21 protein-coding genes are annotated in these 26907 nt (G+C 69.1%); 11 read left to right on the top strand and 10 right to left on the bottom strand.

Annotation, left to right across the window (positions count from 1 at the left end):
- Positions 1–3: 3 nt before the first annotated feature.
- Entirely contained in the window at positions 4–969 is a 966-nt protein-coding gene (locus ABZV58_RS15870) for a YegS/Rv2252/BmrU family lipid kinase (RefSeq protein ID WP_355000850.1), read from the bottom strand.
- On the bottom strand, positions 969–2543 hold the full coding sequence (locus ABZV58_RS15875) for an FAD-binding oxidoreductase (RefSeq protein ID WP_355001156.1): 1575 nt from the start codon (positions 2541–2543) through the stop codon (positions 969–971). The genes ABZV58_RS15870 and ABZV58_RS15875 overlap by 1 nt, the downstream gene beginning before the upstream one ends.
- 139 nt (positions 2544–2682) lie before the next feature.
- On the opposite strand from ABZV58_RS15875, the gene ABZV58_RS15880 reads away from it, so the two are divergent.
- Complete coding sequence (locus ABZV58_RS15880; RefSeq protein ID WP_355001157.1) at positions 2683–3306, top strand: TetR/AcrR family transcriptional regulator; 624 nt, start codon at positions 2683–2685, stop codon at positions 3304–3306.
- Positions 3303–4850, top strand: coding sequence for a glycerol-3-phosphate dehydrogenase/oxidase (locus ABZV58_RS15885; protein WP_355000851.1), 1548 nt, complete (start codon positions 3303–3305; stop codon positions 4848–4850). Before ABZV58_RS15880 ends, ABZV58_RS15885 begins: the two co-directional genes overlap by 4 nt.
- A 589-nt stretch (positions 4851–5439) precedes the next feature.
- Here the strand turns inward: ABZV58_RS15885 and ABZV58_RS15890 are convergent.
- The gene (locus ABZV58_RS15890) at positions 5440–5967 is read right to left on the bottom strand and encodes a GNAT family N-acetyltransferase (protein ID WP_355000852.1); all 528 of its coding nucleotides are present in this window, start codon (positions 5965–5967) and stop codon (positions 5440–5442) included.
- Between the two features lie 382 nt (positions 5968–6349).
- Here ABZV58_RS15890 and ABZV58_RS15895 point away from each other — a divergent pair, with 382 nt between their 5' ends.
- The 4 genes from ABZV58_RS15895 to ABZV58_RS15910 all read left to right on the top strand — a co-directional run bounded on the left by ABZV58_RS15895 (position 6350) and on the right by ABZV58_RS15910 (position 11518).
- Complete coding sequence (locus tag ABZV58_RS15895) at positions 6350–7519, top strand: FHA domain-containing protein (protein ID WP_355000853.1); 1170 nt, start codon at positions 6350–6352, stop codon at positions 7517–7519.
- A gap of 82 nt (positions 7520–7601) precedes the next feature.
- On the top strand, positions 7602–9911 hold the full coding sequence (locus ABZV58_RS15900; RefSeq protein ID WP_355000854.1) for an FdhF/YdeP family oxidoreductase: 2310 nt from the start codon (positions 7602–7604) through the stop codon (positions 9909–9911).
- A gap of 138 nt (positions 9912–10049) precedes the next feature.
- Positions 10050–10886 (top strand): formate dehydrogenase accessory sulfurtransferase FdhD, encoded by an 837-nt coding sequence (gene fdhD, locus ABZV58_RS15905; RefSeq protein ID WP_355000855.1) that lies wholly within the window; start codon positions 10050–10052, stop codon positions 10884–10886.
- Between the two features lie 98 nt (positions 10887–10984).
- The gene (locus ABZV58_RS15910) at positions 10985–11518 is read left to right on the top strand and encodes a hypothetical protein (protein ID WP_355000856.1); all 534 of its coding nucleotides are present in this window, start codon (positions 10985–10987) and stop codon (positions 11516–11518) included.
- Between the two features lie 174 nt (positions 11519–11692).
- On the opposite strand, the gene mihF is transcribed toward ABZV58_RS15910, so the two are convergent.
- Complete coding sequence (gene mihF, locus ABZV58_RS15915) at positions 11693–12007, bottom strand: integration host factor, actinobacterial type (protein ID WP_067787445.1); 315 nt, start codon at positions 12005–12007, stop codon at positions 11693–11695.
- 182 nt (positions 12008–12189) lie between these two features.
- Here mihF and ABZV58_RS15920 point away from each other — a divergent pair, with 182 nt between their 5' ends.
- Both ABZV58_RS15920 and ABZV58_RS15925 read left to right on the top strand, forming a co-directional pair.
- Complete coding sequence (locus tag ABZV58_RS15920; protein ID WP_355000857.1) at positions 12190–12801, top strand: dihydrofolate reductase family protein; 612 nt, start codon at positions 12190–12192, stop codon at positions 12799–12801.
- Positions 12802–13094: 293 nt separating this feature from the next.
- Entirely contained in the window at positions 13095–13472 is a 378-nt protein-coding gene (locus ABZV58_RS15925) for a nuclear transport factor 2 family protein (RefSeq protein ID WP_355000858.1), read from the top strand.
- Positions 13473–13540: 68 nt separating this feature from the next.
- On the opposite strand, the gene ABZV58_RS15930 is transcribed toward ABZV58_RS15925, so the two are convergent.
- The 6 genes from ABZV58_RS15930 to ABZV58_RS15955 form a co-directional block, all read right to left on the bottom strand.
- The gene (locus tag ABZV58_RS15930; protein WP_355000859.1) at positions 13541–13945 is read right to left on the bottom strand and encodes an STAS domain-containing protein; all 405 of its coding nucleotides are present in this window, start codon (positions 13943–13945) and stop codon (positions 13541–13543) included.
- 231 nt (positions 13946–14176) lie between these two features.
- Positions 14177–15457, bottom strand: coding sequence for an ATP-dependent Clp protease ATP-binding subunit ClpX (gene clpX / locus ABZV58_RS15935; RefSeq protein WP_141812266.1), 1281 nt, complete (start codon positions 15455–15457; stop codon positions 14177–14179).
- 441 nt (positions 15458–15898) lie between these two features.
- Positions 15899–16564 (bottom strand): ATP-dependent Clp protease proteolytic subunit, encoded by a 666-nt coding sequence (locus ABZV58_RS15940; RefSeq protein ID WP_067787453.1) that lies wholly within the window; start codon positions 16562–16564, stop codon positions 15899–15901.
- Between the two features lie 72 nt (positions 16565–16636).
- Positions 16637–17224, bottom strand: coding sequence for an ATP-dependent Clp protease proteolytic subunit (locus ABZV58_RS15945; RefSeq protein WP_355000860.1), 588 nt, complete (start codon positions 17222–17224; stop codon positions 16637–16639).
- Positions 17225–17521: 297 nt separating this feature from the next.
- Entirely contained in the window at positions 17522–18883 is a 1362-nt protein-coding gene (gene tig, locus ABZV58_RS15950) for a trigger factor (RefSeq protein WP_355000861.1), read from the bottom strand.
- A 149-nt stretch (positions 18884–19032) separates the two neighbouring features.
- On the bottom strand, positions 19033–19590 hold the full coding sequence (locus ABZV58_RS15955; protein ID WP_355000862.1) for an FKBP-type peptidyl-prolyl cis-trans isomerase: 558 nt from the start codon (positions 19588–19590) through the stop codon (positions 19033–19035).
- A gap of 260 nt (positions 19591–19850) precedes the next feature.
- Between ABZV58_RS15955 and ABZV58_RS15960 the strand changes: the two genes are divergently transcribed.
- From ABZV58_RS15960 to ABZV58_RS15970, 3 genes are all read left to right on the top strand, one after another.
- Positions 19851–22325 (top strand): phosphoketolase family protein, encoded by a 2475-nt coding sequence (locus ABZV58_RS15960; RefSeq protein ID WP_355000863.1) that lies wholly within the window; start codon positions 19851–19853, stop codon positions 22323–22325.
- Between the two features lie 79 nt (positions 22326–22404).
- On the top strand, positions 22405–24225 hold the full coding sequence (locus tag ABZV58_RS15965; RefSeq protein WP_355000864.1) for a 3' terminal RNA ribose 2'-O-methyltransferase Hen1: 1821 nt from the start codon (positions 22405–22407) through the stop codon (positions 24223–24225).
- Positions 24222–26900, top strand: coding sequence for a polynucleotide kinase-phosphatase (locus ABZV58_RS15970; protein WP_355000865.1), 2679 nt, complete (start codon positions 24222–24224; stop codon positions 26898–26900). Before ABZV58_RS15965 ends, ABZV58_RS15970 begins: the two co-directional genes overlap by 4 nt.
- Positions 26901–26907: the final 7 nt, after the last annotated feature.

The following is a 26907-nucleotide window of genomic DNA, read 5'->3' on the forward strand; positions in this document are numbered from 1 at the left end:
CGCTCAGGGCACGAGCACCGTCAGCGCCTCGGGCACCGCGCGCAACGTGATCGGCAGCGTCCCCGCCGGTTCGCCGTCCGCGGTGGCGGGCGCGCCCGGCGCGGTGAGAGTCACCGCGGCGGCACGGTATTGGGCCACGGCGGGATGGTCGATGCGTTTGCCCGCGGAGAGGGCGGGCAGCAGCCGCAGCATCTCCAGCCGCGGCACCGCGCCGACGACCGTGAGATCCAGCAAACCGTCGTCCATCTCGGCGTCGGGGCAGATCAGCATGCCGCCGCCGTAGGTGCGGGTGTTGCCCACCGCGACCATCACCGCGTCGGTCTCGATCACGCCGTCGCCCGGCGGATTGTCCACCGCGCCTTCGGCCACGCCGGACAGCTCGATCCGGTAGGGCACGGTGAAACCGCCGGTGATCTCGGCCAGCGCGGCGAACGTGTAGCGGAGCCTGCCCTTGGGCCAGCTCATGCTGTTCGCGCGCAACGTGACTCGCGCGTCGAAGCCGGTGCCGGTCACGGTGGCGAACCACATCGGAGTGAAATCCGGTGCGGGCGACTCGATCCGGCCGAGGTCCATCGCCTTGCGGCGCCCGGCGAGCACCACGTCGACCGCGGCGGCGGGATCGTCGGTGGGGATGCCGAGCGCCCGCGCCAGGTCGTTGCCCGTTCCGCTCGGCACCAGACCCAGTGGGACGCCGGTCTGCGCGACGGCCTCCAAGATCACGCAGATCAGGCCGTCGCCGCCGACACACACCACCGCGTCGGGACGGGCGTCGGGATCCGGGTTCGCCAGCGAATCACGCACCAGCCGGACGGATTCGGCGGCGGACGGCGCGCGGATCTCGGTGACCTCGACACCGCGCTCGGTGAGCCGGGCGATGGCCGCCGTCGCGGTGTCGTGCCCCTTGCCCGCGCCGGAGAGCCGGTTCGTGACGACCAGCGCCGAGCGAAGGGCGCTTACCTGCCGATCCATCAGATCAGTTTTCCAGGATTGAGGATGCCCGCGGGGTCCAATTCCCGTTTCACCGCGCGCAACACCCGGATGCCCAGCTCACCGACCTCGGCGGGCAGCCACGGGCGGTGGTCGGCGCCGACGGCGTGGTGGTGGGTGATGGTGCCGCCCGCGGCCATGATCGCGTCACCCACCGCGCGCTTGGCGATCTGCCACTGCGCGATCGGATCGTCGAGCTGTTTGGCGACGATGGTGAAGTACAGCGAGGCGCCGGTCGGATAGGTGTGCGAGATGTGGCACATCACCAGCGGCGGCGTGCCCTGCGCGCCGAGCGAGTCGGTCAGCGCCGCGGTCACCTTCGCCTTCAGTTCGGCGACGTTGGACCAGGTCGTCGCGGTCTCCAGCGTCTCGCACAGCACCCCGACGTCGAGCAGCGCGTCGCGCATGTAGGGCGCGGCGAACCGGCCGTGCTCCCATTCGCGGGCGGGCTGTTCGCCGAGCGCAGTGCCGCCCGCGGCCGTCAGCAGCGCGGTGGCCTCGGCGGAGCGGGCCGCGACGTGCTCGGCGCTGCCCTCGAAGGTGGTGATCGCGAGGCAGCCCGTCACCGCCTGGCCGCCGATGTCACCGGAGCGGGCCAGGTTCAGGCCGGTCTCGGCCTCGTCGGACAGCCGGAACACGGTCGGCGCGGCGCCCGCCTGCACCACGGTGCGCAGCGCGGCCGCGCCGGCGGCGAAGTCGGGGAACGACCACGCCTGGTACGCAGTGGTTTCCGGGAGCGGATGCACGCGCAACGTGACCTCGGTGATCACACCGAGCGCGCCCTCGGAGCCGACGAACAGCTCGCGCAGATCCGGCCCGGCGGCGGAGGCGGGCGCGCGGCCCAGTTCCAACGAGCCGGTAGGAGTGGCGACCTTCAGGCGCTGCACCATGTCGTCGAAGCGGCCGTAGCCCGCCGAGGCCTGACCGGAGGACCTGGTCGCCGCGAAACCGCCGATGCTGGCGAATTCGAAACTCTGCGGGAAGTGGCCGAGCGAAAGTCCGTGCGCGGCAAGCAGTTCCTCGGCTTGTGGCCCGGTGAGGCCCGCGCCGAGCGTCGCGGTGCCGCTCACCGGGTCGACCTCGGTGAGTCCGTCGATGCGGCGCAGGTCGAGTGCGATGACGGTGTCGAACTGGCCGCGCACCGGATCGACGCCGCCGACGACGCTGGTGCCGCCGCCGAAGGGCACCACCGCGATACCGTGCTCGGCGCAGTAGGCGAGCACCGCGAGCACCTGCTCGTGGTCGGCGGGAAAGACAATGGCGTCCGGCGCGTCTTGCGGACCCTCGGCGCGGCGCCGCAGCAAATCCAGGGTGCTCTTGCCACCGGCGCGCCGTAGTCGATCGTGATGGTCGGCCGACACGTTGTCCGCGCCGACCACCTCGACCAACCCGTCCCGCTGCGCCGGCGTCAACGCCGACGCGCGGAGCGGCACGTCACCCTCATCGCGGCGCGCCACCGGGTCGCCGGACACCCCGAAAACCTGCGCGAGCAGGCCGCGGATCTGCGCCGAAAGCGGCTTGTGTCCGGCCGGGATACCCCAGGCGTCCCACACCATACTCGGTACCCGCGCGTCCGCGCCCGGGTTTGCCGCGGGAACGGAATGCCCGCCTGGCTGCTGCGTCTCGACCATGCGTTACAGTTTGACATATACTGTCAAGCAGTAACTGTCCGTCCCCGCTCGAAGCCCGGTGGTGATTCTCGTGACCGACGACCCGGACGCCGAACTTTCGGCCATCGACCTGGCCATCTTCGACGCCGCGCGCGCCTGCGTCCAGGAGTTCGGTGTCCGCCGGACCACGCTCACCGAGGTGGCGCGGCGCGCCGGCGTCAGCAGGCCGACCGTGTACCGCCGCTGGCCCGACACCGGCGCGCTGGTCGCCGAGCTACTGGTCCGCGAACTGCGCGGCATCCTCACCGCGGCCATGCCCGAGTCCGGCCCGGCGCGGGCACGACTGGTCGAAGGCGTGGTCGAGGGCGCGGGGATGGTGCGCTCGAATCCATTGTTCGGCAAGATCTTCCGCACCGACACCGATCTGATGCTCACCTACGTCTTCGGCAGGCTCGGCCGCAACCAGCGCACCCTCATCGAACTGTTCGCCGCGGGGATCCTGGACGGCCAGCGCGACGGCTCCATCCGGCCCGGCGATCCGCTCCAGCTGGCCACCATGCTGCTGCTGATCGTCCAGTCCGCGGTGCAGTCGGCGGGGACGGTCGCGCCATTGCTGCCCGCCCCCGAGCTGGACACCGAACTGGCCCGCGCCATCGATGGCTACCTCCGCCCCGGCGAACCCGAAGGACGACGAAAGGTTCTGGCATGACCGACAATCCGGTGACCCGCGGGAATTCCGCGCTCAATGCCGAGCGCCGCGCGCGCGAGCTGCGCGCACTCGGCGACGGCGGCGCGATCGATGTACTGGTGATCGGCGGCGGCGTCACCGGGGCGGGCGCGGCGCTGGACGCCGCCGCGCGCGGGCTGCGCACCGTGCTGGTGGAGCGGCACGATCTCGCGTTCGGCACGAGCCGCTGGAGTTCCAAGCTGGTGCACGGCGGTTTGCGCTATCTGGCCAGCGGGCGGATCGGGATCGCGCACGAGAGCGCGGTCGAGCGCGGCATCCTGATCACCACCACCGCACCGCATTTGGTGCGTCCGCTGCCGCAGCTTGTTCCGCTGCTGCCGAATATCAGTGCGGCGCAACGGTCATTGATTCGCGCTGGGTTCGTCGCAGGTGACGCACTGCGCCGCGGCGCGGGCACGCCTGCCTCGATCTTGCCGCGGTCGCGGCACGTCGCCGCCGCGGAGGCACTGCGTTTGGCGCCGACCGTGCGCAGGGCGGGTCTGCGCGGCGGGCTTCAGGCATGGGACGGGCAGCTGGTGGACGACGCGCGGCTGGTCGTCGCGCTGGCCCGCACCGCGGCGGCCGAGGGTGCGACAGTTCTCACGAGAGTGGAAGCCTCTGACGTGACCGGAGATTCGGCCACCCTGCGCGACACGCTCTCCGGCGAGACCCTTTCCATCCGGGCCCGCGCGGTGGTCAACGCCACCGGCGTGTGGGCCGACCAGGTCGACCCGAGCATCGAACTGCGCCCGAGCCGCGGCACCCACCTGGTGTTCTCCGCCGAGTCCTTCGGCGGGCTCAGTGCCTCGCTGACGGTGCCGGTGCCCGGTAGCACCAGCCGATTCGTCTTCGCCTTCCCCGCCGCGCACGGGCGGGTCTACCTCGGGCTGACCGACGAAGACGCGCCGGGCCCGGTGCCCGACGAGCCGCAGCCCACCGAGGCCGAGATCGACTTCCTGCTCGACACCATCAACACCGCACTGCGAGAACCGTTGACCCGCGCCGACATTCGCGGCCGGTACGCGGGCTTGCGCCCGCTGCTGAAGACCGACGACGGCAGCACCGCCGACATCTCCCGCCAGCACGCCGTGCTGAACTCGCCGACCGGCGTGATCACGATCGTCGGCGGCAAACTCACCACCTACCGGCAGATGGCCGAGGACGTCGTCGACGCGGCGGTGCGCCACGCCCGCCTCGACGCGGCACCCTGCTCGACCAAGCGGCTGCCGCTGGTCGGCGCGGTCTCCGGCGCGGCACGGGATCGCCTCGCCGCCGCCCCGCTGCTGGTGGAACGCTACGGCAGCGAGGCGCCCGCCGTCACCGCCCTCGCGGCTCTCGACCCGGCCTTGCGCGAACCGGTCGCTCCCGGAATGGACGTCATCGGCGCCGAATTCGCCTTCGCCCTTTCCCACGAGGGCGCACTGCACGTCGACGATCTACTCGACCGCCGCACCCGCATCGGTTTGGTTCCGGAAGACCGCGCCGCCGCCCTCCCCGCCGCCTCCGCCGCCCTCGCCACGATCTGATCGTCGACTGTGCTACCGCCCATCCCACATTCGGGCAAAGCAATTGCGTTGCCTGTATGCTTGAGCTCGTCACGAAAGTGATGCCGAGAGGTGGAGCGCCGCTTCCGACGACGCCCCACCTGGTGGGTCAGCTAGCCCGCACTCGGCGGACCAGGATGAGTGCCCCGGCGGTCACGGCAGCAAAGATCAAGATAATGCCGTAATCGACCGGGGCTTCCCTCTTCTTCCGGCGATGTTTCGCCATCCCCCACCACCTCCTCCCTGGGCGCGGTGTCTGGACCAATGTCCACCGCCCCTCGGCAGGAGGTGCCCACACTTTACGTGAGACTACCGACGGAAATGCTTGCCCCCCAATATGATCCGATGACCAGATCGGTCCCTGGTGCTCACGCCGACCTGAGCATCGCCCAGTAGGCGCCTGCTGGCGCTCGCCCGTCCAGTTCGGTTCGTGCGATCTGCCGGATTCTGTATCACGAATTCAGTGCGCTGGAGCCCCCGCCTGGCACCCCGCCTGCGAACAGAATCAGGCGATTCGAAGGTGCCGACCGGGCCTCGAAGCAAACGGATCAGGGTTGCGAGGCGCTGATGATCAGTCGCTGACCCACGTCGCCAGTTCCGCGCGCATGCAGGCGCGGGGCCAGCGGTCCAGGCCATGGTCGGCTTCGGCCGCACGCAGGGCGCGCAGGCCCGGCGTTTCCTCGGCGGGCGCCAGGTAGCGGAACCCGAGGCGCTCGTAGTACGGCCCGTTCCAGGTCACTTCGGTGAAGGTAGTCAGGGTGATGGCGGGCAGGTCGTGGGTGCGCGCCCAGTCGACGGCGCGGTCGATGAGCCGCTTACCGATGCGACGACCGGCGTATTCCGGGTCGACCGACACCTGGTCGACGTGCGCGTTGCCGTCGACGATGCCGAGGACGAGGTAGGCGATCGGCCGGTCGGCGTCGTCGGTCGCGACCCAGGCACGCCCGGCGCGCTGGAATCCACGGAGGGTGTCGAGCGGCGGCGGCTCGTCGTCCGCGACGGCCGTCATGCCGATGTCGGCGAAAGGTTTTTCGGCCGCGCGTTCGATGTCCTGGAGAACGGGCAGGTCGGCCTCGGTCGCCGGTCTGATGGATGCCATGCCAGGAGTATTGCCGGACCGCCGGACGAAGTCGCGCGGATTTCCCGCTTCGTCCGTTCCACTAGGTTCAGCCGCCGGAGCCGCGATACCCGCGACGCGCGTCGACTCTCGGTCACGTATCAGCAACCCGGCAGCGGCAGACCGCGACCGCAGTGATCGGGACGACAACGAAGCGCCCGACAACACCGGTCGGCCGCGAAGTCGACTCGATCACGGCCGACCGATCCGCCGGGCGCGTGTCTTCGCCCGACTCTCCGGGTTGCCCTGCGGATTCCCGGTGCGGAGCGACCGGTCGGCCGGTTGCCCGCTCCTCGATCTGCCCGATCACGTACCGTGCGAACCTCTATGCTGGACGCCGGTAGTGCGCGGGAAGGAGGCGCGGGTGCGCAAGAACCCGTCGACCGTAGGGATCGCGCCGGGCGATGGTCTGATTGCACGCTTCGGCGCGGTGGTGGTGTATCTCGCGGGTGAAACCGCTTCCACCGACCGGATTCTCGGTGCGATCGAGGCGGTCGCCGAAGGTGACCATCCCGGGGCCGCGATCGCCCAGCGACTGGCCGCCGTGGTATTCGGCAGCGGCTCCGAACCACCGCCGTTCGGTGTGGTCGCACCGACCGACGACGGCACGGTGATCCTGCTGCGCGGAAAGGTCGCCGCCGAGATCCACGGCGCGGAGGGCGCACGCAGGATCTCCGGCGCCCGTGCGTTCACCTGGGTGGACGAGATCGTGCGCGAGCCGGTGCGCCGGATCACCGTGGGCGCCGACACCGGCTCCGCGATCACCGCCCTGCCTCGCACCGACCTGCGCGCGGGCACGGTGCCCGGCGGCGGCTTCGAATGGCGTGTTGCTGTGCGTCGCGCGGGCGCGCCGAAGTCCCCGCAGCGCGCCGCTGTCACCGCGAAACCCGGCGCCACCGAACCGCCCGCGACCGCACCCGCGGGCTTCGAGGCCTTGACCGACGACTCCGACGACGCTCGAAGCAACGACGTCCCCGTCGACACCAGCGCCGGTCGACCGTCCGCGACCGATCGCCCCCAGGACATCGGCACCAGGGCGATGCCACTCGCCTGGTCGCAAACCGCCGGCTTCCGACCCGAACCCGTTGCCTTGCAGAAGAACCCGGCAACCCACGGCGTCCGCGTCCCACCGCCTCGGCCGCCGAAGGGCTCGCCGCAGGCCGACGCCCCCACGGGCGCGCTGGTCTTCGAGGACACCGCCTACCCGCTGGACCGCCCATACGTCATCGGCCGCAGCCCCGCCGCCGACGACTCGGTGCGCAACGCCATCGCGTCCCCGCTGGCGGTGCCGAGGGACCGCCACGTCTCGCGGGTGCACGCCTACGTCTCGCTCAATCGCGGCAAGGTCTTCGTCCGCGACGCGTCCACCCCCGCGGGCACCTACGTCGCGGGTCCCGGCACGGACGCCTGGACCCGGATCGGGACCGCACCGGTCGAGCTGCCGCCGGGCTGGCGTATCCGGATCGGTGAGAAGGTCCTCACCCACCGCACCGACGAGCGCCATCCGGCCACGGCCCAGACCCGGAGATCCTGAAGCGACCGGCCCCGCTCCGCGGCCTACGATGCGAAGACTGCGCCAGCTGAGACAGTCATCGCGCGGAGAGGACAATAGGGACATGCATCGTCACGGCCCCACCGAGGACATCGACGAAACCGCGCTGACCGTCACCGCGCCGAAAGAGCAGGCCGCGGGGGTCACGGCGGTGGCCGTGGCGCTGAAACGCTCGGTCGAGGAGATGGGCGTCGTCCGCACCGCCCGCACCCTGGCCAGGCTCAATCAGGTCGACGGCTTCGACTGCCCCGGCTGCGCGTGGCCGGAGCCGAGCGGGCACCGCCGCCCCGCGGAGTTCTGCGAGAACGGAGCCAAGGCCGTCGCCGAGGAGGCGACGCTGCGCACCGTCACGCCGGAGTTCTTCGCCGCCCACTCGGTCGACGAACTGGCCGGGAAATCCGGCTACTGGCTAGGTCAGCAGGGCAGAATCACCCATCCGATGGTGCTGCGACCCGGCGACACGCACTACTCCCCCATCGCCTGGGACGAGGCCTACCGCCTGATCGCCGACCAGCTGCGCGCGCTGTCCTCGCCCGACGAAGCCGTGTTCTACACCTCGGGCCGCACCGCCAACGAGACGGCGTTTCTCTATCAGTTGCTGGTCCGCGGTTACGGCACCAACAATCTGCCGGACTGTTCGAACATGTGTCACGAGTCCTCCGGCGCGGCGCTGCTCGGCTCCATCGGCATCGGCAAGGGCTCGGTCTCGATCGACGACTTCGGCAAGGCCGATCTGATCATCGTCGCGGGCCAGAATCCCGGCACCAATCATCCACGCATGCTCAGCGCGCTCGCCGAAGCGAAGGCCAACGGGGCCAGGGTGATCGCGGTCAATCCGCTGCCGGAGACCGGCCTGCTCGGCTTCCGCGACCCGCAGACCGTGCGCGGCGTCACCACCGGCGTCGCCATCACCGACGATTTCCTGCAGATCCGGCTCGGCGGCGACATGGCCCTGTTCCAAGGCCTCGGCAAGCTGCTGTTCGACGCCGAGGACCTAGCCCCGGGCACCGTGGTCGACCGCGCGTTCGTCGACGCGCATTGCGCGGGGTTCGCCGACTACGAAAAGCACACGCGCGCGGTCGATCTCAGCGCCGTGCAGACCGCGACCGGACTGTCCATGGCGGAGCTCGAGCGCACCGCGCGGCTGCTCGCCGAGTCGCGCAGCACCATCATCTGCTGGGCGATGGGTCTGACCCAGCAGGCGCACGGCGTCGCCACCATCGAGGAGGCGACCAACCTGCTGTTGCTGCGCGGGATGATCGGCAAGCCGGGCGCAGGCGTCTGCCCGGTGCGCGGGCACTCCAACGTGCAGGGCGACCGCACGATGGGCATCTGGGAGAAGATGCCCGACGCCTTCCTCGACGCGCTCGACCGCGAGTTCGGCATCACCAGTCCGCGCGAACACGGCTGGGACACAGTGAATTCCATTCGGGCGATGCGCGACGGCCGCGCCAAGGTGTTCTTCGGTATGGGCGGCAACTTCGTCTCGGCGACCCCCGACACCGAAGTCACCGAGGCCGCGCTGCGTAATTGCGCACTCACCGTGCAGGTCTCGACCAAACTCAACCGCAGCCACGTGGTGCACGGGCGCACCGCGCTGATCCTGCCCACCCTCGGCCGCACCGACAAGGACGTCCAAGCCGGGACGAAACAGCAAGTGTCGGTCGAGGATTCGATGTCGATGGTGCACCTGTCCACCGGTCGACTCGAACCCGTCAGCGATCAGCTGCGCAGCGAGGTCGCCATCGTCTGCGAACTCGCCCTCGCGCTGTTCGGCCCGGACCATCCCGTACCGTGGGCGCGCTACCAGCGCGACTACGACAAGATCCGCGACGCGATCGCCCGCGTGGTGCCCGGTTGCGCCGACTACAACACCCGCGTCCGGCAGCGCAACGGTTTCGTCCTGCCGCATCCGCCGCGCGACAGCCGCGAATTCCGTACGTCCACCGGTCGCGCCAACTTCGCGGTCAACGAGCTGACCTGGGTGCCGGTCCCCGAAGGCAGGCTCATCCTGCAGACACTGCGCAGCCACGACCAGTACAACACCACCATCTACGGCCTCGACGACCGCTACCGCGGCGTGCACGGCGGACGGCGGGTGGTCCTGGTGAACCAGGACGACATCGCCGAATTCGGCTTCGCGGACGGCGATCTAGTCGATCTCGTCTCCGAGTGGACCGACGGCGTGGAGCGTCGCGTGCGAGGCTTCCGCGTGGTCGCCTACCCGACGCCGCGCGGCAACGCCGCCGCCTACTATCCCGAGACCAATCCGCTCGTCCCCCTGGACCACGTTGCGGCGCGGTCCAATACGCCGGTCTCCAAGGCGGTGACCATCCGGCTGGAGCGGCACGTGCACATCGGAGCAGTGTCGTGAACCATCAGCACAGCGTGCACCGACGCGCGACGCGGACGAGCGCCAGCGAGGGCGGGTCGTGAACGAGCGTCAGCGAGCGAACCATCAGCACAGCGTGCACCGACGCGCGACGCGGACGAGCGCCAGCGAGGGCGGGTCGTGAGTCGGGTTACCGCGCGCCGCCGCACGCTGCGACTTTCTCCCACCGGCGAGATCCAGCGTCCGGACACGCTGGCCGTGGAGGAGCCGCTCGAGATCCGCCTGAGCGGGCAATCGCTGACGGTCACCATGCGCACCCCGGGCTCCGACATCGACCTCGTGCACGGATTCCTGTTGAGCGAGAACATCATCGGGTCCGCCGAAGACGTGGTCAGCGCCCGATACTGCGCGGGAACCGACGCGGAGGGCCGCAACACCTACAACGTGCTCGACGTAGAACTGCGCATCCCCGCACCCGCTCGCGCCCGCAACTTCCTCACCACCAGTTCGTGCGGACTCTGCGGGAAGACCGCACTGGACGACGTCCGGGCCCGCACCCGCTACCCGCTCCCGGCCGACGCGATGGCCGTGGATCCGGCCGCGCTCGCCGCGATGCCCGAGACCCTGCGCGCGCGGCAGTCGGTCTTCGACGCCACCGGCGGTTTGCACGCCGCGGGCCTGTTCACCGCCGACGGGACCGCGCTCGCGGTGCGGGAGGACATCGGCAGGCACAACGCGGTGGACAAGGTACTCGGCTGGGCGTTGCGCGAAAACCGCGTTCCGGCATCGGATCTGGTGCTCATCGTGAGCGGAAGGGCGTCCTTCGAGCTGGTCCAGAAGGCGGTGATGGCGGGGGTGCCGATGCTCGGCGCGGTGTCGGCGCCGAGCTCGCTCGCGGTCGACCTGGCCGATGAATCCGGCCTGACCCTGGTCGGTTTCCTGCGCGGGGACACCATGAACGTCTATTCCGGCGCGCACCGCTTGGAGCGGCGGTCCTCCGCGCGTCCCGCGAGCTGACTCCGGCTCGCGGCCGAGGCGGCTATTGCCCGGTACCCGATGTCCGATTTACCGTGACTGCACCCCCGAACGCTCTTCGGCGAGGAACGGAGCCAACGATGCGGATCTCGGTAGAAGGAAAGTCCGGCGGCGTGCGCGTCCGTATGCGTTTCGAGCAGCACCGTCGCCGCTGGCTCGCCGTACGAATCATGTTGGGAATATTGACCTTCCAGGGCGCGGTGATCGGCCTGTGGGCGGTGCTCGCGCCGCACTCCTGGTACACCAGCTTCCCCGGATTCGGTATGCACTGGATCGCCGTCGACGGCCCCTACAACCACCATCTGGCCGGCGACGTCGGCGCCTTCTTCCTGGCCCTCGCCGCGGTGAGCGGCTTCGCGCTGTGGCGCGGGGGCAGCGCGCTGTCGCAGGCCGCAGGGCTGGGTTGGCTGGTCTTCGCCACCCCGCATCTGATCTACCACGCGTTTCACCGGCCGGACGCGATGAGCGGCGTGAGCTTCACGCTGAGCCTGCTCGCCGCCGCGGCCCTGCTGGCGCTCGGCGCGGCCTGCCTGCTGGTGCCGCCGCGCGGTCCGCAGGCGACGGATCCCAAGCCGATCGACTTCCATTTCCCGCGCCGCCGCCAGACGCGCTGAGCGCGGGTCGTGCCGAACGACCGTTCCGACCCGGCCGAAGCGCGGGTAGTGCCTGGCCGGAGGCGATGCGCGTCGCACGGGAAGCCCGGGGAGACCGTCGGCGCGAGCCGCTGGTAGGTCACCTCGGGCGTGCTGGCGTGCGCCTCCGGCTCGAGCCAGGTCGCTGCGGCGCCCTCAGTCCTTGAGTGCCTCGAGCAGCGCCGCCCGCTGCCGAGCACCCAGTCCGCCGATGCGGCGATCCTCGGGGATCTCGGCCTGATCCATCAGCTTCGCGGCCTTCACCGGACCGACGCCGGGCAGGGCCTTGATCACCGCCGCGACCTTGGTCTTCTTCACCAGATCGTCGGACTCCGCCTTCTTCAGCAGGTCGGCGACCGACACCTTGCCGGCCTTCACCTTGCCGATCAATTCGGAGCGCGCCTTGCGCACCGCAGCCGCTTTGGCCAACGCCTCGGTGCGTTGCTCGGCGGTCATCGTGGGCAGTGCCATGTCTCCTCCGCTTTCACTCGTCACTCGAACATCTGGTTGACCGCACCGAGTAAACAGCACCGCACCGGCGGCACACCGACGACACACCGGTCAGAGTTTGCGATGAGTTTTCTGGCGCGCCGCCGTCAGAACCGGTGAAGGGCAGGCGCGAAGCGCGCGAACCGGACGAAAGGAAGCCCGCCATGGAACTGTCGCTCACCCAGTTCGTCACCATCGACGGCGTCTGCCAGGCCCCGGGCGGACCGCAGGAGGACACCGAGGACGGCTTCACACACGGAGGCTGGACCGCGCCTTACTTCGACGAGGCGGGGGGCGAGTTCATGAACCAGGTGTTCGCTCGCGCCGACGCCTTCCTGCTCGGCAGGCGCACCTACGAGATCTTCGCGGGCTACTGGCCGCAGCACGACGACCCCGCGGACCCGATCGCCTCGAAACTCAATGCCCTGCCGAAATATGTTGGCACCCATACTCTCTCGCACGCCGACTGGGCGGGCACCGAACTGCTGCGCGGCGATCTGGTCGAACGAGTCGCCGACCTGAAGTCCCGCCCGGGCCGCGAGATCCAGATCCATGGCAGCGGCAACCTCGCCCAGACCTTGCTCGCCGCCGGCCTGATCGACACCCTGCACCTACTGACCTTCCCGGTCCTCCTCGGCACCGGCAAACGCCTCTTCTCCACCGGAGCCACCCCGACCGCCTTCCACCTGACCGACTCCCGCACCACCCCCACCGGCGTCCACATCACGACCTACCGCGCCGCGGGCATCCCCGAATACGGCACCGTCGGCGAGTAGCCATCCGTCCATCGCCGCGATCTTTGTGATCTACGTAACACATCGAGCGGCGGCAGCGAAAGTCAGTACGTCAGCATTCGTTCGGGATCAAGGTTCAACGGCGAACCAGGGGGATCAACGGAGCTCCCCATCTCGGGCGCGATTCGTCGACGACGAATCGTCACCGCGTCCCGGCGAGGCAGGCACAACCGCACAACGATCCGCGTCCCGATGAACGGCCTTCGGGCTACACGGCGCGGGCCCGGGCTGCTAGCCTCCGAATTGGAACACGTTTCAATTCGTCAGGGGTTGACATGACAGAACAGATTCGCGACGTCGTCGAGCAGTACGTCAAGCTGGTCGGCACCGGGCCCACGGAAGCCATCGTGGAGCTCTACGCACCGAATGCGACCGTCGAGGACCCCGCGGGCACGCCGCTGCGGCAGGGCCACGACGCCATCCGCGAGTTCTACTCCGTGTTCGACAACCTGGACCGCTCGACCGCGCTGCACGCCGACACCGTGCGGGTCGCGGGCAACCACGCCGCCTTCATGTTCGACGTGATCACCAAGGTCGGCGATCAGCGCTTCACGCTGACGCCGATCGACACGATGGAGTTCGACGAGCAGGGCAAGATCGTCAAGATGCGCGCCTACTGGAGCCAGGACGACATGCGCGCCGAACCGATCTGATCCGAGCCGCCCACGACGCCGACGCCGCCCCGGAATCGCATCCGGGGCGGCGTCGAGTCGTCTGGAAGTTATGCCGCGTCGAGCAGCGCGCCCGTCAGGGCGGTCGCCGTCTCGAAGGTCACGACATCGGCGGCCACTCGGAGCAGCCGGTCCACGCACGGCGGGCCGGTCACCAGAAGCAACCGCCCTCCGGTCTGTTCGAGCACGGAACGCGCCTCGAACAGCACGCGCAGCCCTGGAATGCCGAAGAACGTCACCATGGACAAATCGACGACCACGCGCGGGGCGGCGGTGTCCAGAGAGCCGATCAGATGCCGCCGAAACTCCTCGACGGTGAATTGGTCCACCTCGCCCGCCACGGCGCACAGCGTGATCTCGTCACCCGGGGCGGTGATCGAAACCCGTACCCGCGCAGCGGGATCGGGCTGGTGCGTTCGGGCGTCGGTGGATTGGGTGGCGAATACGGTCGACATGAGGACCCCGGTCCCGTCGCGCCCGGCACCGAACATGCGCCGGGCGAATTTTCGTCCCGGCTGCCCGAGGCCCCGGAACTGAGCTGGCTACTCAACCCTGACCTCCGAGTACCCGGACAGACAGGTCAGTACACCACCAATTACGAATCAATCTCGACAATTCGGACATGTCCGAAACAAATCCGGGCCCGCGGGACAATTTCCCGCGGGCCCGGATTTCGAGTTCCGAAATTACGCCGACTTCTCCCGGCGCTCGGCGCGCTGCTGCTTGCGCGGCACGATGGTCGGCAGCACGTTGTCGTTGACGGTGTCGGCGTTGACGACCACCTTGGCGACATCGTCGCGGCTCGGGATGTCGTACATCACCGGCAGCAGGACTTCCTCCATGATGGCGCGCAGACCGCGCGCGCCGGTGCCACGCAGGATGGCCTGGTCGGCGATGGCCTCCAGCGCGTCCTGGGTGAACTCCAGCTCGACGCCGTCCATCTCGAACAGCCGGATGTACTGCTTGACCAGCGCGTTCTTCGGCTCGGAGAGGATCTTGACCAGCGAGTCCTTGTCCAGGTTCGTCACCGACGCGACGACCGGCAGACGGCCGATGAACTCCGGGATCAGACCGAACTTGATCAGATCCTCGGGCATCACCTCCGCGAAGTGGTCGGTGGTGTCGATCTCGGCCTTGGAGCGCACCTCGGCGCCGAAGCCGATGCCGCGGTGGCCGGTACGGTCGGAGATGATCTTCTCCAGCCCCGCGAACGCGCCCGCCACGATGAACAGCACGTTGGTGGTGTCGATCTGGATGAACTCCTGGTGCGGGTGCTTGCGTCCGCCCTGCGGCGGCACACTCGCCTGGGTGCCTTCCAGGATCTTCAGCAGCGCCTGCTGCACGCCCTCGCCGGAGACGTCGCGGGTGATCGAGGGGTTCTCGCTCTTGCGGGCGATCTTGTCCACCTCGTCGATGTAGATGATGCCGGTCTCGGCCCGCTTGACGTCGTAGTCGGCGGCCTGGATCAGCTTCAACAGGATGTTCTCGACGTCCTCGCCGACGTAACCCGCCTCGGTGAGCGCCGTGGCGTCCGCGATCGCGAACGGCACGTTCAGCATCTTCGCCAGGGTCTGCGCCAGGTAGGTCTTGCCGCAGCCGGTGGGGCCGAGCATCAGGATGTTCGACTTGGTCAGCTCGACGGTCTCGCCGCGGCTGTCGCGACCCTTGTCGCCCGCCTGGATGCGCTTGTAGTGGTTGTAGACGGCCACGGCGAGAGTGCGCTTGGCGGTGTCCTGCCCGATGACGTAGTTCTCCAGGAACTCACGGATTTCGGCAGGCTTGGGCAGCTCGTCGAGTTTGACCTCGCTGGACTCGGCGAGCTCCTCCTCGATGATCTCGTTGCATAGATCGATGCACTCGTCACAGATGTACACGCCAGGTCCCGCAATGAGCTTCTTGACCTGCTTCTGGCTCTTTCCGCAGAACGAGCACTTCAGCAGATCGCCGCCGTCTCCGATGCGCGCCATCTCGTGGGTCCCTACTTCCTTGTCCGCGTGCAACCGTCTGTCCAGGTTGCCAGCAATCCGCCGAACTCGTGTGTAATCGCGAACACTTCGAGCATTTCGGGCGGGTCGAGCTATGCCGTCAACCGAGAGCAAAGGTCCCTAGGTCGACCGTACCCGGTGTGCGCGACGGAGGTCGACAACTCGAGCATGTTTCTCGCCGGGGTTGTGCGTGTTCTCACGACATCGAAACACGTTCGGCACATGTTCCGCCGGTGAGCGGCCGGTCCCGACGCCCGGCCAACCGCCGTGATGTCTCGCGCCGTCCGCCACCCTCGCGAACGGTCGATGACACCGTAGCGGAAGCGGCCGGACAGTCCGCCTTCGACACACTGCCCGGCCGTATTCCCCTGAGACACAGCAACTTGCGAGCGATCCCGCGAATGGGAAAAGCCCGCGAACGCCTTACTTCTGCGCGCTCAGCTTGCGGTAATCGAACACCGTGTCGATGATCCCGTATTCCTTGGCCTCCTCGGCCGTCAGGATCTTGTCGCGGTCGGTGTCCTTGCGGATGGTGTCCGCGTCCTTGCCGGTGTGCCGCGCGAGGGTGGTCTCCATCAGGCGGCGCATGCGCTCGATCTCGGCAGCCTGGATCTCCAGGTCCGAGACCTGACCCTGGATGCCGCCCTCCAGCGAAGGCTGGTGGATCAGCACGCGGGCGTTGGGCAGGCAGGCGCGCTTGCCGGGGGTGCCCGCGGCGAGCAGCACGGCCGCGGCGGAGGCCGCCTGGCCGAGGCAGACCGTGGCGACGTCGGCACGCACGTACTGCATGGTGTCGTAGATGGCCATCAGCGAGGTGAACGAGCCACCCGGCGAGTTGATGTACATCGTGATGTCGCGGTCGGGATCCAGCGATTCCAGCACCAGCAGCTGCGCCATGATGTCGTTCGCCGAGGCGTCGTCGACCTGCACGCCGAGGAAGATGATGCGCTCCTCGAACAGCTTGTTGTACGGGTTGGACTCCTTGACACCGAAGCTCGAGTGCTCGATGAAAGAAGGCAGGATGTAGCGCGACTGCGGCGAGGCAGGCGCGATGCCGGAGAGGCCGGCGCGTGGGTCGATCAGAGCCATTTCGTCTCCAAAGTCTATGTGTTCAACGACGGTTGACTGACGGCGCGGGCCGGAACCAGGTCCGGCCGCCGCTCACTTGGCCGCGCCGTTGGCCTGCTTGGCGTGGCTGATCACGTGGTCGATGAACCCGTACTCGAGGGCATCCTTCGCCGTGAACCAGCGGTCGCGGTCGGCGTCGGCGGTGACCTGCTCCACCGACTTGCCGGTGTGCAGCGCCTGGAGCTCGTTGAGCTCGCGCTTGGTGTGGGCGAACTGCTCGGCCATGATCGCGATGTCGGCCGCGGAACCGCCGATGCCCGCCGAGGGCTGGTGCATCATGATCCGCGCGTGCGGCAGCGCGTAGCGCTTGCCCTTGGTGCCCGCGGTCAGCAGGAACTGGCCCATCGATGCCGCCAGACCCAGGCCATAGGTGGCGATGTCGCACTCGGACAGCTGCATGGTGTCGTAGATGGCCATGCCAGCGGTCACCGAGCCGCCGGGCGAGTTGATGTAGAGCGCGATGTCCTTGGTCGGATCCTCCGCCGTAAGCAGCAGGATCTGCGCGCACAGCTTGTTCGCGATGTCGTCGTCGACCTGGCTGCCGAGGAAGATGATGCGCTCCCGCAGCAGGCGCTCGTACACCGAATCACTGAGGTTGAGACCAGCAGTCGCGGATGTCATGACCCCTGCCTGGTTGATTGTCACGGATACCTGCCTTCTCTTCTCACCGGCTTGTCACTGCAAGCTGAACAGCGCTGAGTGCCACACAGCCATCACTGGTTCGTTGCCACAAACATTAACGAAGCAGGGCGGCACCGAACTCCCGGTACCGCCCTTTCTTCGCTCACAGCGCAATTACGTTCGTGCTCGGTCGCGCTGTGTACGAGGGCGCGTTGTGACTCTTGTTCACTCGCTACGCTCGCTCACAGCGCAATCACAACATCACACGGTCGTGTCTCGCGCTGGTGTTTCACAGATCTACTCGGCGCTCTCGGCCTCGGTCTCGTCGGCGGAATCCGCGGGCGCGCCGAACATTTCGGCGGTGTCCACGGCGTTGCCCTCGGAGTCGGTGACCTTCACCTTGCCGACGACACCGGCCAGCGCCTTGCCGCGGCGCACGTCGGCGAACACCGCGCCGAGCTGACCGGCCTGCTGCACCTGCTGGATGAACTGCTCCGGGGACAGGCCGTAGCGCTGCGACTGGAACAGGATCCGCTCGGTGAGCTCCTCCTGGCCGACCTGGGTGTTCTCCGCCTCGGCGATGGCGTCCAGCAGCAGCTGGGTCTTCACCGACTTCTCGGCGGCCTCCTTGGTGTCCTTGTCGAACTCCTCGCGGCTGGAGCCCTGCGCCTCGAGCGCCTCGGCCAGCTTGGCCTCGTCGTGGTCGAAGCCGTGCACGGCGTCGTGCACCACGGCGTCGATCTCGGCCTGCACGACCTTCTCCGGCAGCGGAATCTCGGTCGTCTCCAGCAGGGTCTCCAGGACCTTGTCGCGGATCTCGCCCGCCTGCTGCACCTTCTTGACCCGCTCGACCCGGCTCTTCAGGTCTTCCTTGAGCTCGTCGAGGGTGTCGAACTCCGAAGCGAGCTGGGCGAACTCGTCGTCGGCCTCCGGCAGCTCGCGCTCCTTCACCGACTGCACGGTCACCGTGATGACGGCTTCCTTGCCCGCGTGCTCGCCCGCGACCAGCGTCGAGGTGAACTCCTTGGACTCACCGGCCGACAGACCGACGATCGCCTCGTCGAGGCCCTCGATGAGCTGGCCCGAGCCGACCTCGTGGGACAGGCCGGTGGTGGCGGCGTCGGCCACCTCCTCACCGTCCACGCTGGCGGCGAGATCGATGGAGACGAAGTCGCCGTCCTGGACCGGACGCTCCACGCCGGTCAGGGTGCCGAAGCGCTGGCGCAGCGAGGTGAGCTGCTCCTCGATGTCCTCGTCGCCGATGCTGAACGCGTCGACGGTGACCTCGATCTCCTCGTAGCTGGGCAGCGCGATCTCGGGGCGCACGTCGACCTCGGCGGTGAACGCGAGCTCCTGGCCGTCCTCGATCTTGGTGATCTCGATGTCGGGCTGGCCGATGACCTTCACCTCGGCGGTGGTGACAGCCTCGCTGTAGCGGCCGGGCAGCACGTCGTTGACGACCTGCTCGAGGACGGCGCCGCGGCCGAGGCGGGCTTCGAGGAGCTTGGCGGGCGCCTTGCCCGGGCGGAAGCCGGGGATGCGGACCTGCTTGGCGAGGGCCTTGTAGGCGCGGTCGAAGTCCGGCTTCAGTTCCTCGAAGGGCACCTCGACATTGATCCGGACCCGGGTCGGGCTCAGCTGCTCGACGGTGCTCTTCACGGACATGCTCCTTGGTTCGTTGTTCGTTCGGGTTGGCGCGACTCCAGCGGGGGTGCGCGTACGCATCCCGACCAGGTTAGTTGACCGGCCGTCGGCGCCTGCAATCGGTCACGGCGCGGCGCACCCCGCGGCGCCGCGACCGGCTGCGTTCAGTTGCCGACGGCGACCGCGTCGGTAACGAAGACCAGCGTCTCGTTGGGCTTGATGCCGCCGCTGCCCGCGCCGTAGCCCAGGTTCGGCGGGATGATCAGCAGCCTGCGCGCGCCCTGCTGGACACCGACGAGGCCCTGGTCCCAGCCGGGGATGACCTCACCGGCGCCGAGGTTCAGCTGGAAGGGCTTGCCGCGATCGAACGAGCTGTCCAGCTTCTTCTTGTCCGACCAGGTCACCAGCACGTAGTTCATGGTGAGCGGCTGGTCGGCCACCGCGCCGGGGCCGCTACCCGCGACCAGATCCTTGACGATCAGCTGGGTGGGCGGGTCGCAGTCACCGGGGATGGTCACGGTCGGCGTCTCGCCGAAGCCGCCCGTCACCCCGATGTCCTCGGCCGTGCATTCCCTGCCGTGCTTGGCCTGCGCGGCGGCGGGGCTGGTGGTGGTGGCCGTCGCGGTGGCGGCGGTGTCCTTGTCGTCGGAGCCGCAGGCGGCCAGCGTGAACGCGGCCGCGGCGATGGCCCCGACACCGATGATCCTGCCGAGTGTGTGCATGCGGCGGACCCTAGACCAACCAGCGCCCGCGCGCCTAGCGACGACCCGGCACCCGCGCGCCCAGCGACACCCCAGCGTCCGCGGGCGCACGACGACACAGCGCCCGCGCGCAGCGACGACACAGCGCCCGCGCGCGCAGCGACGACACAGTGCCCGTGCGTCCAGTGGCGGTTTCCGGCAGTCTCGGGGTGTCGCCGCCCGTAAACGGGTAATGCGGCCGGTGAAGCGGATTTCCCAGCGACCGTGAGGAGAGTCGGCGGATGACGCAGATGGCCAGTGCCGGGGGCGACACCTCGGCGGACAATGTCGGCGCGCGAAGCGGCGTTTCCATCGCGCCCCGGCCCTATCGGCTGAGCGAGGCGTCCGGGCCGCTGGATCGCGCGGAGCTGACCGCGATCGACGCCTGGTGGCGCGCGGCGAACTATCTGTCCGTCGGCCAGATCTATCTGATGAAGAACCCGCTGCTGCGCGAACCGTTGCGTCCCGAGCACATCAAGCCTCGGCTGCTCGGGCACTTCGGCACGGTTCCCGGGCTCAATCTGGTGTGGGCGCACGCCAACCGGGCGATCCTTCGCCGCGAACTCGACGCGGTGTTCGTCGCCGGTCCCGGTCACGGCGGTCCCGGCCCGAACGCGTGCGCCTGGCTGGAGGGTACGTATTCCGAGCTGTACAGCCACATTCCGCGCGACGGCGCGGGGATGGGCGCGCTGTTCGCCCAGTTCTCCTTCCCCGGCGGGGTGCCCAGTCACTGCGCGCCCGAGACACCTGGCTCCTTCCACGAGGGCGGCGAACTCGGCTATTCCCTGCTGCACGCCTACGGCGCCGCGCTCGACAATCCCGACCTGATCGTCTTCTGTGTGATCGGCGACGGCGAGGCCGAAACCGGACCGCTGGCAGGCAGCTGGCACGCCAACAAGTTCCTCAACCCCGGACGCGACGGCGCGGTGCTGCCGATCCTGGCGCTCAACCAGTACAAGATCGCCAACCCGACCATCCTCGCGCGGATTCCGGAGCACGAACTCATCGAGTTGCTGCGCGGATACGGCTACGAACCGATCGTCGTGGCGGGCGACGATCCGGCGACGGTGCACCAGGCGATGGCGGGTGCGGTGGACGGCTGCCTCGATCGGATCGACCGGATTCAGCGCGCCGCCAGGTCCGGCGCCGACGGCGCGCCCGCGAACTGGCCGATGATCGTGTTGCGCACTCCGAAAGGCTGGACCTGTCCTCCGTTGGTGGACGGCGACCCGGTCGAGGGCACTTTCCGCGCCCATCAGGTGCCGCTGCCCGCCGCGCGGAACAACGATTCGCATCGCGAGGTGCTCGAACAATGGCTGCGCTCGTATCGCCCGGAGGAACTGTTCGACGAGGCGGGACAGCCGGTGCCGGAACTGCTCGACCAGGTGCCCGCGGGTGATCGGCGGATGAGCGCGAACCCGGTGGCCAACGGCGGCATGCTCGTTCGCGATCTGCTTCTGCCGGACTGGCGCGATTTCGGCGTCGAGGTGGACGCGCCCGGCGGCACGAAACACGAGGCCACCCGGGTGCTCGGCGGCTGGCTGCGCGAGGTGACCCGGCGCAACCCGGACAACTTCCTCACCTTCGCGCCCGACGAGCTGGCCAGCAACCGGCTCCAGGACATCCTGGAGGTCACCGGACGCGACTGGCAGGCCGAGATCGGTGAATACGACGTCGCGCTGGACCGCACCGGCCGGGTGATCGAGGTACTTTCCGAGCACATGTGCCAGGGCCTGCTCGAGGGCTATCTGCTGACCGGCAGGCACGGGGTGTTCACCTGCTACGAGGCGTTCATCCACATCGTCGACGCGATGTTCAACCAGCACGCCAAATGGCTGGACGCCAGCGCGGCGGTGTCATGGCGGCGGCCCATCGCCAGCCTGAACTATCTGCTGTCCTCGCACGTCTGGCGGCAGGACCACAACGGGTTCACCCATCAGGATCCCGGCTTCCTGGACGTGGTGCTGAACAAGAAGCCCGAGATCGTGCGGGTGTATCTGCCGCCGGACGCCAACACCCTGCTCTCGGTCTACGACCACTGCCTGCGCTCGCGGCACTACGTCAACGTGGTGGTGGCGGGCAAGCAGCCGCAGGAGGATTGGCTCTCGGTCACCGACGCGGCGGTGCACTGCGCACGAGGCCTTGGCATTTGGGAGTGGGCGGGCAACAACGACACCGTCGGTAGCACACCGGATGTCGTGCTGGCGTGCGCGGGCGACGTGCCGACGCTGGAGACTTTGGCCGCCGCGGCGATACTCCGTGATCGGTTGCCGGACTTGCGGGTTCGCGTGGTCAACGTGGTGGATCTGATGCGGCTGCTGCCTGCGGAAGAGCACCCGCACGGCCTACCCGACAGCGAGTTCGACACGCTGTTCACCAGGAATCGCCCGGTGATCTTCGCCTTCCACGGCTACCCGTGGCTGGTTCACCGGCTGACCTACCGGCGCACCAACCACGATGAGATACACGTCCGCGGCTACAAGGAAGAGGGCACCACCACAACGCCTTTCGACATGGTGATGCTCAACGACCTGGACCGGTACCACCTCGTCATGGACGTCATCGACCGGGTGCCCGACCTGCGCGAGAAGGCCGCCGGGCTGCGCCAGGAGATGGTCGACGCCCGCTGGCAGGCGCGCGCGTGGACCAGGGAGTACGGCGCCGACATCCCGTGCGTCGCGGACTGGAGCTGGCCCGAAGTCAGCCTCTCAGGCTAGCCGCGCGGCGGGAGCGACAGCCGGTTGTTCACATATCGGCGCCCGAATGGTTTGTGCCATATGGAAGTTCATCGTCGCTGTGGAAAACTTCCTTGCGGCCATGGGGTGGGTCGGCGACGATCGCAGCATGCTGCTGACGATCACCTGCACGCGACCGGAGGGCGCGGACTGGCCCGCGACCGACCTCGGGTTCCTGCTGCACAAAAACCCCGAGCGGGTGCAGGCGTTCGAGCAGTCCTACGGCACGGCGCACGTGGTGTATCCGGAGGCGGATCCGGCGCGCTGTACGGCGGCGTTGGTTCTCGAGGTGGACCCGATCCGCCTGGTGCGCGGACGTTCGCGTGGCACACCGGATTTCAGCCTCGGTCAGTACGTCAACGACCGGCCGTACGCGGCGTCGTCACTGCTGTCCGTGGCGATCGGCGCGGTGTTCCGCACGGCGCTGCACGGGCAGTGCAAAGCGCGTCCGGAACTCGCGCTCGCCGCGCTGCCGTTGCGGATCGAATTGCCCGCGGTGCCGTGCAAGGGCGGTGCCGAGGCCGCGGAGCGGGTGTTCACGCCGCTCGGCTGGCGTGTCTCGACCACGCCGCTCCCGCTCGATCCGGCTTTTCCGGAGTGGGGCGATTCGCACTACCTGCGGTTGGCGCTCACCGGTGAGATGCGACTGGCCGACGCCCTCTCACACCTGTACGTACTGCTGCCCGTCCTCGACGGAGCCAAGCACTACTGGATGGCCGCCGACGAGGTCGACAAGCTGATCCGCGCGGGCGACGGGTGGTTGGCCGAGCACCCGGAACGCGGGTGGATCGCCCGTCGCTACCTGGCCCGGCGTCAGTCGCTCGTTCGCACCGCACTGGCGCGTCTGGCGGAGATCGACGAGGCCGATCCGGACGATCTCGGCGCGGTGGAGGACTATGTCGACGGCGCGAATGCCTTGGGCGACAACGCCTCCGGGGCATTTGACACTGATGTGCACGTCGGTAGCGCCGCGTCTTCGCATGCGGACAGTTCGATCTCGGGCCAGACCGCGGACTCCACGGGTTCACGGGGGCTCGGCTCGACGACACAGATCGCCCTGCTCGATGCGGCCGAGGCTCCTCGCTCGTCGCCGGACGACGCCGCATCCGACGGAATGCGGGCCGACACGCGCGCGGTGGCGCCGCATACGGGTGAGCCTGCACTGACTGATGCCGCTGCGGGCGCGTCTGCCGTCGACTCGGCGGGCGAGCAACGCACCGACGAAACCCGTACGCCGTCACTGGCGGTGCAGCGGCGGGCGGCGGTGCTCGCCGCGCTGGGTGAGATCGGGGCGCAGCGGGTGCTCGATCTCGGGTGCGGCGAGGGCGCGCTGCTGCGAGAGCTGTTGGCGGACCCGATGTTCACCGAGATCGTCGGCGTCGACGTGTCGACACGGGCGCTGCACATCGCCAAGCGCAAGCTGCGGCTGGACCGCATGCCGGAGCGTGTCGCACGCAGGCTCACGTTGCTCCAGGGGGCGCTCACCTACACCGACGCTCGCCTGCGCGGCTACGACGCGGCGGTGCTGATGGAAGTGATCGAGCACGTCGACCCGCCGCGCCTCGGCGCGCTCGAGCACGCCGTATTCGCCACGGCCGCACCCGGTTCCGTCGTGGTGACGACACCGAACTCGGAGTACAACGCGGCCTACGAGACCTTGCCCGCGGGCAAGTTCCGCCACGACGACCACCGGTTCGAGTGGACCCGCGCCGAATTCGCCGCCTGGGCGACCGGCGTCGCGCAGCGCAATGGGTACCGCGTTCAGCTGCGTCCCGTGGGCGCCGAGCACCCCGAGCTCGGTGCGCCCACACAGCTGGCGCTGTTCACCAGGGCCGACGGACCCCGGCCCACCGGCGAAGACACGAAAGGAGCCGTACGATGACCGAACTGTCCATCCCTGAACTCTCGCTCGTCGTGCTCATCGGCAGCACCGGCTCGGGCAAGTCGACCTTCGCGCGCAAGCACTTTCCGGCCACGGCCGTGGTCTCCTCCGATGCCTGCCGCGGCATCGTCAGCGACGACGAGAACGACCAGTCGGCCACACCGGACGCCTTCGCGCTGCTGCACCACATCGCGGGCATCCGGCTGCGCCGCGGCTTGCGGACGGTGATCGACGCGACGAATGTGCAGCCTCGGGCGCGTCAGGAACTGGTCGCGGTGGCGCGCGCCAACGACGTGCTACCGGTCGCCATCGTGCTCGACGTGCCGGATGCGGTGTGCCTGCAACGCAATGCGCTGCGTCCCGACCGTTCGCATCTCGCCGCGCACGTGGTGCATCGCCAGCAGCGGGAGCTGCGCCGCGGCCTGCGCGGACTGGAGCGCGAGGGTTTCCGCAAGGTGTACGTGTTGCGCGGGACAGAGGAGATCGAGGGCGCGACCCTCGTCGACGAGAAGGCGTGGAACGACAAGCGCGAACTCACCGGACCGTTCGATGTGATCGGCGACGTGCACGGCTGCCGCGCCGAACTGGAGACGCTGCTCGGCGAGCTCGGGTACGCGCTGGAGCGTGACGAGGCCGGGCGTGCGGTCGGCGCGCGTCATACGCGCGGGCGCACCGCGGTGTTCGTCGGCGACCTGGTCGACCGCGGCCCGGATACCCCGGGCGTGCTGCGGCTGGTGATGGGTATGGTCGCCGCGGGAACGGCGCTGTGTGTCACCGGAAATCACGAACACAAGCTTGTTCGCGCGCTGGACGGCAAGAAGGTCAGGATCGCGCACGGCCTTGCCGAATCGCTGAGCCAGCTCGAGGCGGAGGACGAGGATTTTCGCAAGGCGACGCTCGACTTCTGCCGCGGACTGATCAGTCATTACGTGCTCGACGGTGGCAACCTCGTCGTCGCGCACGCCGGGCTGAAGGAGGAGTACCACGGCCGCGCGTCCGGCCGGGTCCGCGCGTTCGCCATGTACGGCGAATCGACTGGCGAGACGGACGAATACGGTCTGCCGGTGCGCTACCCGTGGGCCTCGGACTACCGCGGCCGGGCCACCGTGCTGTACGGCCACACTCCGGTGACCGAGCTGCGGTGGGTGAACAACACGCTCTGCCTGGACACCGGCGTGGTGTTCGGCGGTCGCCTCACGGCGCTGCGCTACCCCGAGCGCGAGCCGGTATCCGTTCCGGCCGAACAGGTTTGGTACGAGCCGGTGCGCCCGCTCGCGCCTGCCGTAGCCACCACGACCGACACCACCGCGGCCGTGGTGCACCGCGATCCGGGCGTGCTGGATCTAGACGACGTGCTGGGACGCCGTGTGGTGCACACCCGCCACCACGGCCGCGTCGGCGTGCAGGAGGAGAACGCCGGGGCTGCCCTGGAGGTGATGAGCCGCTTCGCGATCGATCCGCGCTGGCTGGTGTACCTGCCTCCGACGATGGCGCCGTGCGCGACCTCGTCGCTCGACGGCTACCTCGAGCACCCGGCCGAGGCATTCGCCTACTACCGGGGCGAAGGGGTGGACCGGGTCGTGTGCGAGGAGAAGCACATGGGCTCGCGGGCCGTCGTCCTGGTGACCCGCTCGGCGGCGGTCGCGCGGGACCGTTTCGGCGTCGAGGACGACGGCACGGGCGCGATCTACACGCGCACCGGGCGCCCGTTCTTCGACGACCCCGCCCAGACCGAGACATTGCTCGCGCGAGTCCGCGGGGCGGCCGAGGCCGCGGGTCTGTTCGAGGAACTACGCAGCGAGTGGCTGCTGCTGGACACGGAGTTGCTGCCGTGGTCGGCGAAGGCCGTCGGCCTGCTGCGCAACCAGTACGCGGCCGTCGGCGCGGCGGCGAAGGCCGCGCTGGACGACACCGCGGCGGTGCTGGCGGCGGTCGCCACGCGCGGCCAGGACGTCACCCAGCTGGCCGAGCGCACCGCGGGGCGGCGCGCGGACGCCGCGGCCTTCACCACTGCCTACGGGCGCTACTGCTGGACGACCGACGGTCTTGCCGGGCTGCGTCTCGCGCCGTTCCAACTGCTCGCCGCCGAGGGCGTCAACCACGCCACCCGCGACCACGCCTGGCACCTGGCGGTGATCGATCGCCTGGTCGCCGCCGATCCGGAGCTGTTCACGCCGACGCGCCGGATGGTGGTGGATCTCGCCGAGGCCGACAGCGAAGCGGCCGCGACGGCGTGGTGGACCGAACTCACCACCGCGGGCGGCGAAGGCATGGTCGTGAAGCCGCTCGGTTCCCTTGTCCGAAGCCGATCGGTCGACCGTCCCGGTACCGACGGTGAGCGTGGTCCCGAGGGAAGCGGTTCGGCACCGGACACTTCGGACACCGCCAGCACTCCGACCCGAGACGAGTCGGCCCGCCTGGTTCAGCCGGGCGTGAAATGCCGTGGACCCGAGTACCTTCGGATCATCTACGGCCCGGAGTACCTGCGCGCGCCCAACCTTCACCGCCTGCGCACACGCGGTCTCGGGCGCAAGCGGTCGATGGCGCTGCGCGAGTATGCGCTCGGATTGGAGGCGCTGGACCGGTTCGTCGCGGGCGAGCCGCTGTGGCGGGTGCACGAGGCGGTGTTCGCGGTGCTGGCCCTCGAATCGGAGCCCGTCGACCCGCGCCTGTGAACGGCGG

It is taken from the genome of Nocardia sp. NPDC004654 (genome assembly GCF_040609595.1).
GTDB lineage: Bacteria > Actinomycetota > Actinomycetes > Mycobacteriales > Mycobacteriaceae > Nocardia.

What these genes read in the sequence shown, in the direction of transcription:
- ABZV58_RS15970 (WP_355000865.1), top strand. Translation starts at nt 24,222, where the DNA reads ATGACCGAACTGTCCATCCCTGAACTCTCGCTCGTCGTGCTCATCGGC.
- ABZV58_RS15920 (WP_355000857.1), top strand. Translation starts at nt 12,190, where the DNA reads ATGGAACTGTCGCTCACCCAGTTCGTCACCATCGACGGCGTCTGCCAG.
- ABZV58_RS15945 (WP_355000860.1), bottom strand. Translation starts at nt 17,224, where the DNA reads ATGACATCCGCGACTGCTGGTCTCAACCTCAGTGATTCGGTGTACGAG.
- ABZV58_RS15940 (WP_067787453.1), bottom strand. Translation starts at nt 16,564, where the DNA reads ATGGCTCTGATCGACCCACGCGCCGGCCTCTCCGGCATCGCGCCTGCC.
- ABZV58_RS15910 (WP_355000856.1), top strand. Translation starts at nt 10,985, where the DNA reads ATGCGGATCTCGGTAGAAGGAAAGTCCGGCGGCGTGCGCGTCCGTATG.
- ABZV58_RS15900 (WP_355000854.1), top strand. Translation starts at nt 7,602, where the DNA reads ATGCATCGTCACGGCCCCACCGAGGACATCGACGAAACCGCGCTGACC.
- clpX (WP_141812266.1), bottom strand. Translation starts at nt 15,457, where the DNA reads ATGGCGCGCATCGGAGACGGCGGCGATCTGCTGAAGTGCTCGTTCTGC.
- ABZV58_RS15870 (WP_355000850.1), bottom strand. Translation starts at nt 969, where the DNA reads ATGGATCGGCAGGTAAGCGCCCTTCGCTCGGCGCTGGTCGTCACGAAC.
- ABZV58_RS15930 (WP_355000859.1), bottom strand. Translation starts at nt 13,945, where the DNA reads ATGTCGACCGTATTCGCCACCCAATCCACCGACGCCCGAACGCACCAG.
- ABZV58_RS15885 (WP_355000851.1), top strand. Translation starts at nt 3,303, where the DNA reads ATGACCGACAATCCGGTGACCCGCGGGAATTCCGCGCTCAATGCCGAG.
- mihF (WP_067787445.1), bottom strand. Translation starts at nt 12,007, where the DNA reads ATGGCACTGCCCACGATGACCGCCGAGCAACGCACCGAGGCGTTGGCC.
- ABZV58_RS15890 (WP_355000852.1), bottom strand. Translation starts at nt 5,967, where the DNA reads ATGGCATCCATCAGACCGGCGACCGAGGCCGACCTGCCCGTTCTCCAG.
- ABZV58_RS15925 (WP_355000858.1), top strand. Translation starts at nt 13,095, where the DNA reads ATGACAGAACAGATTCGCGACGTCGTCGAGCAGTACGTCAAGCTGGTC.
- ABZV58_RS15960 (WP_355000863.1), top strand. Translation starts at nt 19,851, where the DNA reads ATGACGCAGATGGCCAGTGCCGGGGGCGACACCTCGGCGGACAATGTC.
- ABZV58_RS15955 (WP_355000862.1), bottom strand. Translation starts at nt 19,590, where the DNA reads ATGCACACACTCGGCAGGATCATCGGTGTCGGGGCCATCGCCGCGGCC.
- ABZV58_RS15875 (WP_355001156.1), bottom strand. Translation starts at nt 2,543, where the DNA reads ATGGTGTGGGACGCCTGGGGTATCCCGGCCGGACACAAGCCGCTTTCG.